This is a genomic window from Variovorax sp. 770b2, from assembly GCF_900115685.1.
Classification (GTDB): domain Bacteria; phylum Pseudomonadota; class Gammaproteobacteria; order Burkholderiales; family Burkholderiaceae_C; genus Variovorax.
In genome coordinates this window covers 13242-27717 of record NZ_FOXJ01000014.1, presented here as the reverse complement: position 1 = coordinate 27717, position 14476 = coordinate 13242, and the positions used below count along the sequence as shown (strand labels likewise).

The following is a 14476-nucleotide window of genomic DNA, read 5'->3' as shown; positions in this document are numbered from 1 at the left end:
GGGAGCTATCAAGAGAACGAGCAAAGGGCCCCGTTTTCAAAGGCCCACCGAAGGCATATGCCTTCGCTGTTTCCTTCGTTACTTCCCGCCCTTGGCCGAGGGCAGCTTGGACACCAGCCGCAGCGACACCGTGAGGCCTTCCAGCTGGTAGTGCGGGCGCAGGAAGAACTTGGACGTGTAGTAGCCGGGGTTGCCCTCGACCTCTTCCACCACCACCTCGGCCGCGGCCAGGGGCTTGCGCGCCTTGGTCTCTTCCGACGAGTTGACGGGGTCCCCGTCCACGTAGTTCATGATCCATTTGTTGAGCCAGCGCTGCATGTCGTCGCGCTCCTTGAAGCTGCCGACCTTGTCGCGCACGATGCACTTGAGGTAGTGCGCAAAGCGGTTGCAGGCAAAGAGGTAGGGCAGGCGCGCCGCGAGGTTGGCGTTGGCCGTCGCGTCCGGGTCGTCGTACTCGGCGGGCTTGTGCAGCGACTGCGCGCCGATGAAGGCCGCGAAGTCGGAGTTCTTGCGGTGGATGAGCGAAAGGAGACCCGCCTTGGACAGTTCTGCTTCGCGCCGGTCGCTGATGGCGATCTCGGTCGGGCACTTCTGGTCCACGCCGCCGTCGTCGCTCGGGAAGGTGTGCAGCGGCAGGTTCTCCACCGCGCCACCCGACTCGATGCCGCGGATGCGCGAGCCCCAGCCGTACAGCTTGTACGAGCGGTTGATGTTGGTCGCCATCGCATACGCGGCATTGGCCCAGGCGTACTTGGTGTGGTCGGCGCCGGCGGTGTCTTCCTCGAAGTCGAACTCTTCCACCGGGTTGGTGTTGGCGCCGTAGGGCGTGCGCGCCAGGAAACGCGGCATGCACAGGCCCAGGTACTTGGCGTCGTCCGAGTCGCGCAGAGACCTCCAGCCGGCGTATTCGGGCGTGAGGAAGATCTTGGTCAGGTCGCGCGGGTTCGCGAGTTCCTGCCACGATTCCATCTGCATCAGGTTGGGGCTCGCGCCGGTGATGAAGGGCGCGTGCGCCGAGGCCGCGATCTTGGACATCTCGCCGAGCAGCTCGATGTCGGGCGGGCTCTGGTCGAAGTGGTAGTCGCCCACCAGCGCGCCGAAGGGCTCGCCGCCGAACTGGCCGTATTCCTGTTCGTAGATCTTCTTGAACATCGGGCTCTGGTCCCAGGCCGCGCCCTTGAACTTCTTCAGGCTCTTGGCCAGGTCCACCTTGGAGATGTCCATCACCCGGATCTTCAGGTGCTCGTCGGTCTCGGTGTTGTTCACCATGTAGTGCAGGCCGCGCCACGCACTCTCCAGCTTCTGGTAGTCGGGGTGGTGGATGATCTTGTTGACCTGGTCGGTCAGCTTGGCGTCGATCGCGGCGATCATGGCCTGGATCGACTTGGTCACGTCCTTGCCGATGACGGTGCTGTTGCTCAGCGCCTGCTGCGCGAGCGTGAGCACCGCGGCTTCGACGGCGCTCTTGGCTTCGTCGCTGCGCGGCTTGAATTCTTTTTGCAGCAGCGACGAAAAATCGCTGCCCGCATAGGCGACATCTTTGAGTGCGCCCTGCTCGAGTGCTTCGGCCATGGTGGTTTCTCCTCGTGTACCGGTGTGTCAGGCGTTGGGGGTCAGGCGGCCGGCGTGCTGCCGTCCTCCGGCTTGGCGGTGGCGGCCAGCGATTGCAGGAGGGCCGGGTCTTCCAGCACCTTGGCCAGCAGCTCCTCGGCGCCGTTCTTGCCGTCCATGTAGGTCACCAGGTTGGACAGCTGCGTGCGTGCCTCCAGCAGCTTGTTGAGCGCGCCCACCTTCCTGGCGACGGCAGCGGGCGAAAAGTCTTCCATGTTCTCGAAGGTGAGCTCCACCTTGAGCTCGCCCTCGCCGGTGAGCGAGTTCTCCACCGCGAACGCCGCGCGCGGCTTCATGGCCTTCATGCGCGAGTCGAAGTTGTCCACGTCGATCTCCAGGAACTTGCGGTCGGCCACGGGTGCGAGCGGATCGGCGGGCTTGCCCGACAGGTCGGCCAGCACCCCCATCACGAAGGGCAGCTGGATCTTCTTCTCGGCGCCGTAGAGTTCGACGTCGTATTCGATCTGCACGCGGGGCGCCCGGTTGCGGGCGATGAATTTCTGACTGCTCTTGGCCATGGCGAAGCTCCTTGCGGGGGGTAGATGGGCGGTTGGATCAACAGGAAAAATGAAAGGGAAAAAAAGACGGCTCTGGACGGCTATTCGGACGAGCGCTTGCCGGTCACGGTCTCGATCGTGTCCAGCGCGCCGGGCGCGAGGTTGGCCATGATTTCGAGGAAGCTCACGCCGATGAGCTTCTTGGCGCGGTCGATCAGGAGCGGCGCGGGGTTGCCGGGCTCGGTCTGCTCGAGAAAACGGATCACGCGGTCCAGCGTCTGCAGTGCGTCCTGGCGGCTCTGGATCTCGCCGCGCGCGGCGGCCGCGCGCGGTGCGCCACTGGCCTGTGCGCCGTCGCCTTCTGCGCCTTCGACTTCCGCTTCATCGGGCGCGCCGATGGCGGCGCTGCAGGCCTTCTGCAGCATGCGGCCGATGCCGCGCAGCGGGGCCAGGTCGATCACGTCGGCGCGGCCGGTGCGCTCGACCAGCAGGGCCTGCAGCTTCTCGACGAGGCCGGGTACGCCGATCGCGGCCTGGATCAGCTCGGGCCGCTCGGCATGCAGCGCTTCGAGGCCGCCCTGGATTTGCGCGGGCGAATAGGTGGCGTCGCCGCCCACGGCGTTCAATGCGTTGTTGGCCACCGCGATGTCGCGCACGCGGATCGCGCCCACGCCCGGCGCCACGCCCACCTGCGCGTCGTACAGGTCGCGCAGCACCATCGCCTCGTCGCCCAGCGGTGCCAGCGCGTTCAGGCGCATGGTCGGGTCGTTGTCGTCGTCGGCATCGAGCTTTGGATGTATGCCTTCCCAGAACCGGTCGAGCAGGCCGGTGAGCAACTCGAGCCCGGCGACGAAGCCGGTAATGCCCTGCAGGCGCGTCGATGCGCGCAGCAGCAGCACAGCGGGACGCACGTCCTTGCTCCTGCGCAGGAGCGCATCGGACTGCTCGGCCACCTCGCGCCACTCCGGCTCCACCGCCGGGATGACGGTGTCGCCGAACTGTTGCTCGGGCTTGCCCTGCGCGGACGTGGTGAGCGCGGTGAAGGCCGCGTCGTACTCCAGATCGTCCCCGCACGGCGATGCCTCGCCTATCGGCGTAAGCAGTGCTTCTACAAGTTCGTGAGTCAGCATGTTGCCTGTTCGAGTTCGCTGGTGATAATCAAAGATGCGTCAGGACCGGTCAATGCAACGAAGGGAATAGCATGCGCACGCTGGGTACACACCATTCGTCCTATGAAGGCTTCTTCGCTGCGGTATCGCGGCGCCGCGTGGCGGGCCTCGGGCTCGCGGTTGCGGTTGCGGTTGCGGGTCTGGCAGGGCTTACCCTCGCTGGCTGCGCGAGCAAACCGGTGGTCACGCCGGTGAGCCTCACGCTCGTGGCCGGCGCCGATGCCAACCCCGATGCGCGCGGCCGCGCATCGCCGCTCACGGTGCGCGTGTATGCGCTCAAGTCGCCTGGTCCCTTCGAGGGCGCCGACTTTTTCTCGCTGTTCGAGAAAGACCAGGCCACGCTCGGCGCCGAACTCGTGCAGCGCGAAGAGATGCTGCTGCGCCCCGGCGAGAGCAGGAAGCTCGACCTCACGCTGCCGGCCGATGCCAAGGCCATCGCCGTGATGGCCGCGTTCCGCGACCTCGACCGCGCGCGCTGGCGCGAAGTGCGCCCGGTCACGCCCGGGCAGGCGCAGGTGCTGACCGTCAACTTCGGCGCGCGCCAGATCCGCATCGACGCCAAGTAAGGTCGGTGCGCCGTGCGTCACGGCGCACCCGTCGCGTTGTTGGGCGACGGTCGCCCTGGCCGCACCAGCGGTTGATCGGCCGGCAGGAAGCGCGCGAAGAGATCGGTCACGAAGGCCCCGCCGCTCGCATCCGATGCGGCGGCCGTGAAGTAGAGGCCACGCCAGCGCGGCGCGCGCCCGCCCTTGCCGCGGTCTTCGAACAAGACCTCGGCCACCTCGCGCAATGCGGGCTGCAAGCCCTGCACCGCTTCCACGAACTCATGGATCGAGAGCCGCGCCGCGGCCCCGTGCTGCTCGCGCAGCAGCGCCATGCGCAGGCCCTGCAACTGCGTGGCGATAGGGTCGAACAGGGCATCGAGCCGATCGCCGGCCGCTGCGTTGGGCGCGGCGAACGGGTCCGGCAGGCGATGCCCGAGCGCCTGCGCCAGCACCTCGGGCGGCAGGGCGCCGCGCAACGTGGCGTAGCCCGCCAGGTGCTCCAGGCCGGTGACCACGAGGTACAGGGGCAGCTGCAGGCGCAGGGTATCGCCCGCCTCGTCGAGCAGCCGGCGCATCTTTGCGGCGAGCGGTCGCAGCGACTGGGCATCGGCCTGAAGCAGCTCGCTCGCAGAGAAGCACATCACCACGCCATTGAGCGGCAGTCGGTCGCGCCGCTCGGCGAGCGCCAGCAGTGCCTGCAGCCACAGGCCGCGCGTGCGTGGCGCGTGCGATGCGTCACCGAGCGCGACGGGGTGGATCTCGATGGCCGCCAGCGCGCCGGTCAGCCACCAGCGCCAGCAGGCCTGGTCGGTGGCGTCGCTGCCGGACGGGGCCGGGCGTTCGCCCTGTGCGGTGGACAGGAACCCGGGCAGGTCGGCCGCCGCATCGCCGAGGAACAGGAACCACGGCACCGGTGCCGCCGGTCGGCGGGAAATCCGTGGTGGCCGCAGGGCCTGGCGCGCCTGCGCCATCGATTCGCGCAGGGCATCGACGGCCACGCCGTCCACCGGCGCATCGAGCGTCTCGATGCGCCGCAGCAATGCACGCCGGCGCGCGCCACGGCCCGCGTCGTGCACCATGGCGTACAGCAGCACGAAGCCCAGCAGGCACAGCGCGAGCAGCGCCCAGAAGAAGTGGGTGGGCGAGAGCAGCGCGGTCATCGCGAGACGGTCTCCAGGAACACGAAATCGGCGATCAGCCGCTCGCTGTTCTTGCTGGCCGCGAGCGCTTCGCGCAGCCGCAGCAGGTAGGCCGAGGCCAGCTCGAAGGGCGGGCGGTCCGAGGTCTCGGTGAAGGGCATCGGCGCCGAGAGCACCGTGATCAGCACGCTTCCGAACGGCGGGCTCACGAGCCAGCTCGAGGGGATGTCGCGGCCCAGCTCGAGCGTGGCGCCCGCGTGCAGCGGCGTGGGCACCTGCCCCGCGTTCAGGTGCATGACCGAGCCGTCGGCGGTGTAGTAGTCGACCCAGATGTAGCTGTCGTGCCGCGGCGCCACCACCTGCACGCGCACGTTGTCGCCTTCGCGCAGTTGGCGGTTGCGGGCCGTGGGGGCGTCGATGTCCAGCCCGTAGTGCTTCTCCTGGTTGCGCGCCTGGTAGGGCTTCAGGATGGCGAACACCTCGCAGTGCGGCCACACGCGCAGGCCCACGTCCAGGCGCGGCGCGACGACGCCCGGCATGGCGCTCACTTCGCGCGCCACGCGCGGCAGGTCCTCGGGCAGCGAGACGAAGCCGCTCACCTGCGTGTGGCCGTCCTTGCCGACCGAGGCCGAGAGGTCGGCGCAGGCATAGGTCTGCAGGTGCTGGTCGATGCGCTGGGCCAGCGCGGTCTGGGTGGTCGCCGGCCCGGAGGTCATGGACCACAGCAGGTAGAGCAGGGGCAGCAGCAGGGCCAGCGCCGCGCTTGCGCGCAGCAGGGCCCGGTCGCGCCGCTGCGTGTCGTTGGGGCCGCGCGGGTCGGCAACGCCGTAGGGCTGGGGCGTGATGTGGTCCTGCACGAGGCTGCCGAGCGCGAGCGGCCGCAGGCGCAGCTGGCGGCCGTGCAGGTCCTTCAGCTTGCCCAGTTCGCCCTGGTCGCCGTCCTCGAAGTAGTACTGGCCCTTGAAGCCGTGCGCGAGCGCGTGCCAGTAGACCTCGCGCACCTCGTCGTCCTCTGCGGCGAGCGCCGACAGGTGGTGGAAGAACTCGCTGTGCGCGTTGTTGGAGTTGAACAGCTGCACCTGCAGCGGCGCGGCGCCGGCCTCCGCGCCGGGGTGGCGCGCCAGGATCTCGTCGATCCACGCCACCATCGCGAACACCGCCGATTCGACCTGCACTGCGGGCGTGCCCGAAGCCTCGGCCTGGGCGCGTGCCGCATCGAGCAGCCGGCGCGCCTGCTGCTGCGCCGCGTCATGCGAAAGCGCGGGCCGGCCGGCCGCGATGGAGGCGTCCAGCGCGAGGCCGAACGAGATGAAGGACGGGAAGCAGTCGAGCAGGCGGGCCATGCGGTGCCCGCTCAGTTGTGCATTGCGAAGGATGCCTTGCACCGGCGTCTGCAGCGATGGCACATGCCCATGTCCCCGGTTCCTTCGTGTGGAAGTTCATTCTTCCAAAGGGGTCCCGGCGGGCGCCATACCGCTTGGGGTCTATGCCGTTGGTGGGGCCGTGCGGCCTTGCTGTGCGGGGCAATCGCCGTTATCTTCAGCGATCGCTGCCTTCAACGCAGCAGGGACAACGGAACCAAGCCATGAAAATCCTGATCGCCGACGACCACCGGCTCGTCATCGAGGCGGTCAAAGCCAAGTTGTCGGAGCTGGAGCCCGGCATCGAATTCGTCCTGGCGATGAGCGTCGACGAATTGCTTGCAGGGGCGAACGACGACCTCGACCTGGCCCTGATCGACCTCAACATGCCCGGCGCGGATGGCCAGGCGCACATCGACGAAATCCGGCGCCGCCATCCGGCCGTGCCGGTGATCGTGCTGTCGGGCTACGAAGACCCGGCCATCATGCGCAGCGCCCTGGAGCGCGGCGTTCTTGGATTCATTCCAAAAGCTTACTCACCGGAAGTCATGCTCTCGGCCGTGCGCCTGGTGCTGGCCGGCGGCGTGTACGTGCCGCCGATGATGCTGACGGCGCTGCCGCCGGGCATCGTGGCCGGCGTGGCGCCCAAGGCGGGCGGCGCGGAGGCGCTCACGCGCGGCGGCGCCGGCCAGACGCTCGAGCACCTGCGCAGCGTGCTGACCGAGCGGCAGGTCGAGGTGCTGCAGCTGCTCTCGCAGGGCAAGCCCAACAAGCTGATCGGGCGCAGCCTGGGCATCAGCGAGGGCACGGTGAAGATCCACCTGGCTGCCATCTTCCGGGCGCTGAATGTGCGCAACCGGACCGAGGCGGTGGTGGCTGCGCAGGCGCTGACCGAGGCGCAGCAGGCCTGAGTTCGCGGCGCTTTCGGGGCGGGTGCGCAGGGCATCGGGTGCTCCCCTCCGCGAATGTCCCCCGGGCTTCGCCCTCCTCCTTGATTTCGCTGCGGGGAGCACCCGATGCCCTGCGCACTTGGGCACGGTCTGGGTGAACCGCCGATCAACGGCTGCTCTGAACAACGCGTCTAGGCTGCTCGCAGTGCGGGAGCTGGCGCCGTCTCCATCGCGCTGCCGCGCAATCCCGTCTTTCTCTCCTCGATCGCTTCGGCGAGAAACTCCGCGTCGCGCGCCACGCCCGAGAACCGGCCCGACCCCCAGGTGTGCAGCCACGGCAGGCCGAGGAAATACAGGCCCGGCTCGTTCGTCACGCCGCGCTGGTGCACCGGCGCACCGCGGCCGTTGAAGACCGGCGCGTCCACCCAGGCGAAGTCGGGCGAGAAGCCGATGCACCAGACCACGCTGGTGATGCCCGCCGCCGCGAGGTCGAGCCGGGTGCGCTCTTCGGCCGGCTCCCACACGGGCGTGTAGACCGAGGGCGGCGGCGCTTCCAGGCCTTGGGACGCGATGAACTTGTCGATCGATGCGTTGATGCGGTTGTAGGTGTCGTCGGCGCTGTCCAGGTTCTCGCGCAGGTTGGGTTGCAGCTCGAAGCTGCCGCCGTCGAAGCCGCTCAGGAGGCCATAGAGCTCCATGCCTTCGCGCGCAAAGCGGCGCAGGTCGATGTCGCGCCCGCCGTCGCGGCCGGTCACGTAGTGGTTGGTGTTGTCGCGCACGCCTTCGCGCAGCGGGTGCTCGGTGACAGGCATTTCGTAGTAGTTCATGTCGGCGAGCCAGTCGACCACTTCGCGGCCGCGGTAGAAGCGCGCGCAGCGCGGCGCGTTGCCGGTGGCCAGGTGGACCTTGCGGCCCGCCAGGTGCAGGTCTTCGGCGATCTGCGCGCCCGACTGGCCGCACCCCACCACCAGCACCGCGCCCTCGGGCAGTTGCGCCGGGTTGCGGTACTGCGCCGAGTGGTACTGCGCGACGGTGGAAGGCAGCTTCTCGGCCAGGCGCGGCACGATCGGGCGGTGGTAGCCGCCCGAGGCGACCACCACCTGGTCGGCGGTGTAGAGGCCGGTGTCGGTCTGCACCATGAAGCGATCGCGCTCGCCGGTGCCGGGCACGCGCGACACGCGCTCCACGGTGACGCCCTCGATGGCCGGCGCCTTCACATGCGCGACGAAGCCGGCCAGCCAGTCGTTGATCTGGTCCTTGACCATGAAGCCGTGCGGATCGCTGCCCAGGTACCCCCAGCCCGGCAGCTGGCACTGCCAGTTGGGCGTGACCAGACAGAACGAATCCCAGCGCTGGGTGCGCCAGCTGTGCACGAGGCTGCGCTTCTCGATCACGAGGTGGTCGATGCCGCGCTGCTGCAGGCAGTGGCTCAGCGACAGGCCGGCCTGGCCGCCGCCGACGATGACGACGCTGTAGTGGCTGCGTCCGCCGTAGGGATAGGACATGGGGGTCTTCTTTCTTTCTCTCTGGATGTGGGGAGGCGTCAGTCGAAGGCGACGACGGTGACTTGCGCATCGGCGGTGCCGGTGAAGCGGGTGGCGATGCGCTCGATCTCGGCGAGCTGGTCCATCGCCTGCGAGCACGCAAAGCCGTACTTCGCGCGCACGCGCTCGGAGGCGATGCCCAATGCGTCGCGGGTGCGCTGCAGGAAGTCGTCGAGCGCGTAGCGTTCGCCGGGCGCAAGAAAGTCCTGCACCACGAGCGAGGGCGAGTAGCAGCGCGTTTCGCTGGCGTCGGGCCAGCGCACGTGGAAGTGCATCACGGGCATGGGTGTTTCTCTTTCAGGTGCGCGCGATAGAGGGCGGCGTGGCGTTCGGCGCTGGCCGTCCAGCTGAAGCGCCGCGAAAGGCGCGCGGACGAAGCGGCGATCCGCTGTGCATCGCGGGTCGCGAGCGCGTGGGCCAGCGCCTGGGCGATCGAGGCCGCGCTTTCCGGATCGGCCCAGCTCACGTCCGTCTCGGCCAGGTAATCCGTGAAGGGCGCGATGCGTGAGGCAACCACGGGCACGCCGCTGGCAAGCCCTTCGAGCACCACGAGGCCGAAGCCTTCGCGCAGCGAGGGCATGGCAACCACGTCGGCCAGGCGATAGAGCGCGGCGATGTCGGCATCGGGCAGCGGACCGGTCACGCGCAGCGGCTGCCACGGGCCTTCGTCGAAGCCGAGCGCCTGCATCTGTGCGCGGAAGGTCTCGGCGTAGGCGCCATGGTCGAGCAGGCTCGCACCGCCCGCGATCACCAGTTGCGCGCGCGGATGCGCAGCGCGTAGCAGCGCGAAGCCGGCCAAGAGGCGCGCGCTGTTCTTGCGTTCCTCGATGCCGCCGATGGCCAGCACCACGGGCGCACCCGTGGCGATGCCCAGGCGCTGCGCGAGCGACGCATCGCCCGCTTGCGCCATCGGAGAGAAGCGCAGGGTATCGACACCGTTGTCGATCTCGTGCGCCTGGACGCCGTACTCGCTCTTCAGGTGCTCGCACCACAGGCGGCTGCCGCTCAACACCAGGCTCGCGCGCTCGAAGGCGTTCCGCTGCCAGCGCGTGAGCTGCGGATCGTCGAAGGTGTCCAGGTGGTGCACGGTGCGCACGAAGCCGTCGATGCGGCCTTCGTCCTGCAGCTGCAGGAGCGCATTGCCGCCGATGGAATCCTGCGTGTGCAGCACGTCGAAGGTCTCGCGTTGCAGCAGGCCGTGCAGATGGTCGACGAAGGCGCCGATGCGCGAGCGCACCATGCCGACGGTGTCGCGCGGCTTGTCGTTCACCAGCGCCAGTTCGACCCTGCAAGGGGGCATGCGGAACATCGCCTGTCCCGGCGCGGCGGGTGCCATCACCGTCACTGCGTGGCCGGCTGCGTGCAACGCGGTGGCGAGCTCGAGCGTGTGCACCACGCCGCCGCGCGGGTTGACCGAGTGCGTCAGCAGGCCGATGCGCAAGGGGCGATCGAACTCAGACATACACCGCCTCCGCACGTTCGGCGGACGTGTGCGGCTGGATGAAGGCGTCGCTGCCGAAGTCCCACAGCAGGGCCTCGTCGCCGCCCGCCTTCAGCCGCACCTGCCGCGTCGCATCGACCTGGCCGATCACCGCGGAGGCGATGTCGCGCGCGGCGAAACGGCCGAGCACCGGCGCCACCTGCGCAGGCGGCACGGCGAGCACGAAGCCGTAGCTCGGAAAGGACGTGAGCCAGCGCAGCAGCGGCACGCCGTCGGGCCGGGGCAGCGCGTCCAGGTCGATGCGCGCGCCGACGCCCGAGCACTCCAGCAGCATCATCGCCGTGCCCACCGCGCCGGCCATGCTGATGTCCTTGGCCGCGCAGCACAGGCCCTCTTCGGCCAGCGCGGGCAGCACTTCGAGGTCGGCGCGCAGCCGCGCGGCCGGCGCGGTGGTCGATGCGTTCCAGTACGGAAAGGGCTCCTCGTAGGCGCCGCGCAGGTCGGCCGCCATCACCAGCAGGTCGCCGGGCTTCGCATCGAAGCTGGTGAGCAGCTTGCGCGCGTGGCCGAGGATCGCGACCGCGAGCTGCGGGCGTTCGCTCCGGTTGTTGCTGTGCCCGCCCACGATGGGCACGCCATAGCGCACGGCGGCTTCCGCGAGCCCGCGCAGCACGTCGTCGGCCGGGTTCATGCCGGTGCTCCACAGCGCATCGACCACCGCCGTCGGGCGCCCGCCCATGGCGTAGATGTCGCTCACGTTGACCATCACGCCGCAGTAGCCTGCGAACCACGGCATGCGCACGATGAAGTCTTCGACCAGTCCCTCGATGGCGAACAGCAGGTAGCCGCCGTGGCCATCGGGAATGGCGGCGCAGTCGTCGCCGATGGGCACGGCCTGCGCGAGCGCGGCGTGGCCGCCGGGCAGCGACCGGCCGAGCGCCGAGACCACGTCGCTGATGTCGCGCTTGTGGGCGAAGCCGCGCGTGGCGCGCAGGGCCTCTGCGATCTCGTGCACGCCGTTCGTCATGGCATCACCTTGGCGCGCGTGACGAAGCCGCTCACCGGGTCGTGACAGGGCGGGTACCAGCCCAGGTCGGCCTGCATGCGCGCATGCGGACGGCCGTGCACGGTGGTCTCTTCGAGCAGCTGCCAGCCGATCTTGCGGAACAGCGGCACGTTCTGCATCTGCACCTGCGCGAAGAAGGCCGCGCAGCCGAGCGCGTTGGCGCGCGAGACGGCCAGCCGGATCAGCGTCACGCCCAGATGCCCCTGGCTGCGAAAGGCCGGGTGCACTGCGAGGCGCGAGCCCCACCATTCGCCCTCTGCTTCACCGCGATGGATGCGCACTGTGCCCACCACCTGCTCGGGCATGCCGCCGTTGCAGGACATGGCCACCAGCAGCTGCGAGCGGTCGTCCGTCGCATCGCGGTCGTCGCGCGCGAAGATGCCCTGCTCGATGCAGAACACCGCGCGGCGCAGCGCCATCGCCTCGTCGCGCTCCCATTGCTGCGCGGCCTCGCGCACCAGGTATTCGACGGGCGCGTAGTGCAGGTCGAGCTCGCTCAGGTCGTCGATGCACAGCATGGTCAGCCTTCGCTTTCTTTTTCGTAGATGGAGAGCGACGAGCACGCGCCGCACTTGCCGCAGCCGGCCTTGATGTCGGCCGAGCGCAGCCCCGCGGCCACCACGCGCTCGCCCAGCGGCGCGAGCAGCGATTTCATGAAGTCGGGCGAGGGCGCGGGATGGTCTTCGAGCGGCGTGCCGCTGATCGGCACGAACGGCACGACGAAGGGATAGACACCGCGTGCGAGGAGCTGGTCGCAGATGTCGAGGATGGCTTCGCGCGTGTCGCCCAGGCCGGCCAGGATGTAGGTGCTGACCTGTCCGCGCCCGAACACGCCCACCGCCGCCTCGAAGGCGCTCATGTAGCGCGAGATGGGCACGCTGGCCTTGCCCGGCATGATGCGTTCGCGCACCTCGGGCGTGACCACTTCCAGGTGCATGCCCAGCGTATCGATGCCCGCGGCCTTCATGCGGTGGAACCACTGGTCGTCGTCGGGCGGCTCGCACTGGCCCTGGATCGGGATGTCGACCGCGGCCTTGATCGCGAAGGCGCTCTCGCAGAGGATGGCCGCGCCGCGGTCGGTGGCGTTGGGCGTGCCGGTGGTCATCACCATGTGCTTGACGCCATCGAGCAGCACCGCAGCGCGCGCCACTTCGGCCAGCTGCTCGGGCGTCTTGCGCGCGATGGTGCGGCCGGCCGCGAGCGACTGGCCGATCGCGCAGAACTTGCAGCTTTTCTTGCGGCTCTCGTAGCGGATGCAGGTCTGCAGCACCGTGGTGGCGAGCACGTCGCTGCCGTGCAGCGTGGCGATGTGCGAATACGGCACGCCGTCGAAGGTCTGCATCGCGTAGAAGCGCGGCTGCTTCGGAAAGCTGATGCTGGCGATGGGAATGGCGCCGCGCATCACGCGGCTCATGCCTTGCGCGTCGGGCGCTTCGGCGGTGAAGGGCGAATGCCACGCGGTGGAGGTGTGGACCGGCACCATGATCGTGTGGCCGTCCACCGTCACGGCCTTGTGGTCCGAAGGCCCCGCGCCGCCGCGGCGGCTCGAAACGCCGGCCGAGGGGTCAACCAGCCGCAACCCGAAGGACTGCAGCTCGGTCATCAGTTGCCGGCTGTCTTGCTGCGTGGTCGAGGTCGTGGTGGTGGTGGTCATGGTCGGGGCTCCGTGGGTCGATGGAATCGATGGAATGGGGTTGCGTGCGATGCATCGGCACCGTGGTCTCTGCCGGCCGGTCGTTGATGGCGAGCGAGAGCAGCTCGGGCCGCGCGTAGTGGCCGACCGAATCCATCATTCGCTTGCGCTTGGCGATGAGCGCCATGTCCAGGTCGGCGATCACCATGCCTTCGCCCTCGGTGAGCGGCGGCGCGAGATGCTTGCCTTCGGGCGAGACGATGGCCGTGTGGCAGCCGCCGCGCAGCGCCTTCTGCAGGTTGGCATCGGGCGTGACCGAGCGGATCTGCTCGTCGGTGAGCCAGCCGGTGGCGTTGACCACGAAGCAGCCCGATTCGAGCGCGTGGTGGCGGATGGTCACTTCCATCTGCTCCGCGAAGATCGGGCCGACCAGCGAGCCGGGGAACTGCGCGCAGTGGATTTCTTCGTGCTGCGCCATCAGCGCGTAGCGCGCGAGCGGGTTGTAGTGCTCCCAGCAGGCGAGGGCGCCCACGCGGCCGACGGCGGTGTCCACCACCTTCAGGCCCGCGCCGTCGCCCATGCCCCAGACCATGCGCTCGTGATAGGTCGGCGTGATCTTTCGGCGCTTCAGGGCGAGCGTGCCGTCGGCGTCGAACACCAGCTGCGTGTTGTAGAGGCTGCCGTGGTCGCGCTCGTTCACGCCGAGCACCACCACCATGTGGCGGGCGCGCGCCCGCTCGGCCACGGCCTGCGTGACGGGGCCGGGCACGACCACCGCGCGCTCCACCAGCTGCAGGTGCGGCGCGCCCTGCAGCACCGGTGGCAGCACGAAGCTGAAGTAGGGGTAGTAGGGCACGAAGGTCTCGGGAAAGACCGCGATCTGCGCGCCCTTCGCCGCGGCCTCGTCGATGGCGCTGCACACCCGGTCGAGCGTGCCGTCGGGGCGCTCGAAGTCGGGCGCGATCTGGATCGCCGCGGCACGCACGATGCGGGGTGTGGAAGCCATCGCTCGGGTCCTGCCTTACAGCGTCCAGGTGTCGAGGATGACGGCGTTCGCTTTCTTGTGCAGCAGCACGATGTCCAGCACGTCCAGCGGATTGATCGGCTTGATGCCTTCGATCAGCGCGCCTTCGCCGTGGCCGTACAGCGCCTGCAGCGCGAAGCGGCAGGCGTAGACCTTGCCGCCTTCTTCCATGAACTTGCTGATCTGCTTGTTGAAGTTCTGGTGGCCCGGAAAGGCCTCGTCGCCCAGCGTGGGGAAGCCGCGCTGCACGCCCAGCGTCACGCCGGGGCCGTACAGGAGGATCGAGGTCTCGTAGCCCTTGCGCTTCAGCCGCGTGGCCTGCAGCAGGTTCACGAAGCCGATGGAGCCTTCGAAGGCCACGGTGTGGAAGGTGACGAGCGCTTTTTCGCCGGGCTCGGCCTTGACGTCTTCGAACACCTTCTCTTCGTAGTCGACGAGGAACTCGCCTTTCTCGTTGCGGGGGCGGGTGACTTTGGGCATGGGGGACTCCGGTTGGGTGGTTGGACACGCAGGTCTTGCGTGCCAATCTCTTTGCAGGCGATGTGCCAGCGTTCGC

Annotated in this window: 15 protein-coding genes; 2 read left to right on the top strand and 13 right to left on the bottom strand. The window is 68.9% G+C overall.

What is annotated here, in order from left to right; all coding sequences use genetic code 11:
* Positions 1 to 78: 78 nt before the first annotated feature.
* From tssC to tssA, 3 genes are all read right to left on the bottom strand, one after another.
* Positions 79 to 1572 carry a type VI secretion system contractile sheath large subunit gene (gene tssC, locus BM133_RS34185; protein WP_093443967.1) on the bottom strand — a complete coding sequence of 498 codons (1494 nt, stop codon included), beginning with the start codon at positions 1570 to 1572 and terminating at the stop codon, positions 79 to 81.
* Between the two features lie 41 nt (positions 1573 to 1613).
* Positions 1614 to 2129 (bottom strand): type VI secretion system contractile sheath small subunit, encoded by a 516-nt coding sequence (gene tssB / locus BM133_RS34180; RefSeq protein WP_093443965.1) that lies wholly within the window; start codon positions 2127 to 2129, stop codon positions 1614 to 1616.
* Between the two features lie 80 nt (positions 2130 to 2209).
* Positions 2210 to 3238, bottom strand: coding sequence for a type VI secretion system protein TssA (gene tssA / locus BM133_RS34175; protein ID WP_093443963.1), 1029 nt, complete (start codon positions 3236 to 3238; stop codon positions 2210 to 2212).
* Between the two features lie 71 nt (positions 3239 to 3309).
* Between tssA and tssJ the strand changes: the two genes are divergently transcribed.
* On the top strand, positions 3310 to 3843 hold the full coding sequence (gene tssJ, locus BM133_RS34170) for a type VI secretion system lipoprotein TssJ (RefSeq protein WP_093443961.1): 534 nt from the start codon (positions 3310 to 3312) through the stop codon (positions 3841 to 3843).
* Between the two features lie 17 nt (positions 3844 to 3860).
* Here the strand turns inward: tssJ and BM133_RS34165 are convergent, their stop codons facing one another.
* Together BM133_RS34165 and BM133_RS34160 are read right to left on the bottom strand one after the other, a co-directional pair.
* Positions 3861 to 4982, bottom strand: coding sequence for a type VI secretion system protein (locus BM133_RS34165; RefSeq protein WP_093443959.1), 1122 nt, complete (start codon positions 4980 to 4982; stop codon positions 3861 to 3863).
* Entirely contained in the window at positions 4979 to 6367 is a 1389-nt protein-coding gene (locus BM133_RS34160; protein ID WP_256219448.1) for a DotU family type IV/VI secretion system protein, read from the bottom strand. Before BM133_RS34160 ends, BM133_RS34165 begins: the two co-directional genes overlap by 4 nt.
* 179 nt (positions 6368 to 6546) lie before the next feature.
* Here BM133_RS34160 and BM133_RS34155 point away from each other — a divergent pair, with 179 nt between their 5' ends.
* Positions 6547 to 7233, top strand: a complete 687-nt coding sequence (locus BM133_RS34155; protein WP_093443957.1) for a response regulator transcription factor — start codon at positions 6547 to 6549, stop codon at positions 7231 to 7233.
* Between the two features lie 170 nt (positions 7234 to 7403).
* On the opposite strand, the gene BM133_RS34150 is transcribed toward BM133_RS34155, so the two are convergent.
* From BM133_RS34150 to BM133_RS34115, 8 genes are read right to left on the bottom strand one after another with little or no spacing between them, the layout of a single operon-like run.
* Positions 7404 to 8717, bottom strand: coding sequence for an MSMEG_0569 family flavin-dependent oxidoreductase (locus BM133_RS34150; RefSeq protein ID WP_093443955.1), 1314 nt, complete (start codon positions 8715 to 8717; stop codon positions 7404 to 7406).
* A gap of 38 nt (positions 8718 to 8755) precedes the next feature.
* Positions 8756 to 9040: an MSMEG_0570 family nitrogen starvation response protein gene (locus BM133_RS34145; protein ID WP_093443953.1), complete on the bottom strand. Its 285-nt coding sequence runs from the start codon at positions 9038 to 9040 to the stop codon at positions 8756 to 8758.
* The gene (locus BM133_RS34140) at positions 9031 to 10218 is read right to left on the bottom strand and encodes an MSMEG_0565 family glycosyltransferase (protein WP_093443951.1); all 1188 of its coding nucleotides are present in this window, start codon (positions 10216 to 10218) and stop codon (positions 9031 to 9033) included. Before BM133_RS34140 ends, BM133_RS34145 begins: the two co-directional genes overlap by 10 nt.
* Entirely contained in the window at positions 10211 to 11224 is a 1014-nt protein-coding gene (locus BM133_RS34135) for a sll0787 family AIR synthase-like protein (protein WP_093443949.1), read from the bottom strand. The genes BM133_RS34140 and BM133_RS34135 overlap by 8 nt, the downstream gene beginning before the upstream one ends.
* The gene (locus BM133_RS34130) at positions 11221 to 11781 is read right to left on the bottom strand and encodes an MSMEG_0567/Sll0786 family nitrogen starvation N-acetyltransferase (RefSeq protein WP_093443947.1); all 561 of its coding nucleotides are present in this window, start codon (positions 11779 to 11781) and stop codon (positions 11221 to 11223) included. The genes BM133_RS34135 and BM133_RS34130 overlap by 4 nt, the downstream gene beginning before the upstream one ends.
* A 2-nt stretch (positions 11782 to 11783) precedes the next feature.
* Positions 11784 to 12866, bottom strand: coding sequence for an MSMEG_0568 family radical SAM protein (locus tag BM133_RS34125; protein WP_093443995.1), 1083 nt, complete (start codon positions 12864 to 12866; stop codon positions 11784 to 11786).
* On the bottom strand, positions 12829 to 13902 hold the full coding sequence (locus BM133_RS34120; protein WP_093443946.1) for a Nit6803 family nitrilase: 1074 nt from the start codon (positions 13900 to 13902) through the stop codon (positions 12829 to 12831). The genes BM133_RS34125 and BM133_RS34120 overlap by 38 nt, the downstream gene beginning before the upstream one ends.
* A gap of 15 nt (positions 13903 to 13917) precedes the next feature.
* On the bottom strand, positions 13918 to 14400 hold the full coding sequence (locus tag BM133_RS34115; RefSeq protein WP_093443944.1) for an MSMEG_0572/Sll0783 family nitrogen starvation response protein: 483 nt from the start codon (positions 14398 to 14400) through the stop codon (positions 13918 to 13920).
* Positions 14401 to 14476: the final 76 nt, after the last annotated feature.

What these genes read in the sequence shown, in the direction of transcription:
- tssC (WP_093443967.1), bottom strand. Translation starts at nt 1,572, where the DNA reads ATGGCCGAAGCACTCGAGCAGGGCGCACTCAAAGATGTCGCCTATGCG.
- tssB (WP_093443965.1), bottom strand. Translation starts at nt 2,129, where the DNA reads ATGGCCAAGAGCAGTCAGAAATTCATCGCCCGCAACCGGGCGCCCCGC.
- tssA (WP_093443963.1), bottom strand. Translation starts at nt 3,238, where the DNA reads ATGCTGACTCACGAACTTGTAGAAGCACTGCTTACGCCGATAGGCGAG.
- tssJ (WP_093443961.1), top strand. Translation starts at nt 3,310, where the DNA reads ATGCGCACGCTGGGTACACACCATTCGTCCTATGAAGGCTTCTTCGCT.
- BM133_RS34165 (WP_093443959.1), bottom strand. Translation starts at nt 4,982, where the DNA reads ATGACCGCGCTGCTCTCGCCCACCCACTTCTTCTGGGCGCTGCTCGCG.
- BM133_RS34155 (WP_093443957.1), top strand. Translation starts at nt 6,547, where the DNA reads ATGAAAATCCTGATCGCCGACGACCACCGGCTCGTCATCGAGGCGGTC.
- BM133_RS34150 (WP_093443955.1), bottom strand. Translation starts at nt 8,717, where the DNA reads ATGTCCTATCCCTACGGCGGACGCAGCCACTACAGCGTCGTCATCGTC.
- BM133_RS34145 (WP_093443953.1), bottom strand. Translation starts at nt 9,040, where the DNA reads ATGCCCGTGATGCACTTCCACGTGCGCTGGCCCGACGCCAGCGAAACG.
- BM133_RS34140 (WP_093443951.1), bottom strand. Translation starts at nt 10,218, where the DNA reads ATGTCTGAGTTCGATCGCCCCTTGCGCATCGGCCTGCTGACGCACTCG.
- BM133_RS34135 (WP_093443949.1), bottom strand. Translation starts at nt 11,224, where the DNA reads ATGACGAACGGCGTGCACGAGATCGCAGAGGCCCTGCGCGCCACGCGC.
- BM133_RS34130 (WP_093443947.1), bottom strand. Translation starts at nt 11,781, where the DNA reads ATGCTGTGCATCGACGACCTGAGCGAGCTCGACCTGCACTACGCGCCC.
- BM133_RS34125 (WP_093443995.1), bottom strand. Translation starts at nt 12,866, where the DNA reads ATGACCGAGCTGCAGTCCTTCGGGTTGCGGCTGGTTGACCCCTCGGCC.
- BM133_RS34120 (WP_093443946.1), bottom strand. Translation starts at nt 13,902, where the DNA reads ATGGCTTCCACACCCCGCATCGTGCGTGCCGCGGCGATCCAGATCGCG.
- BM133_RS34115 (WP_093443944.1), bottom strand. Translation starts at nt 14,400, where the DNA reads ATGCCCAAAGTCACCCGCCCCCGCAACGAGAAAGGCGAGTTCCTCGTC.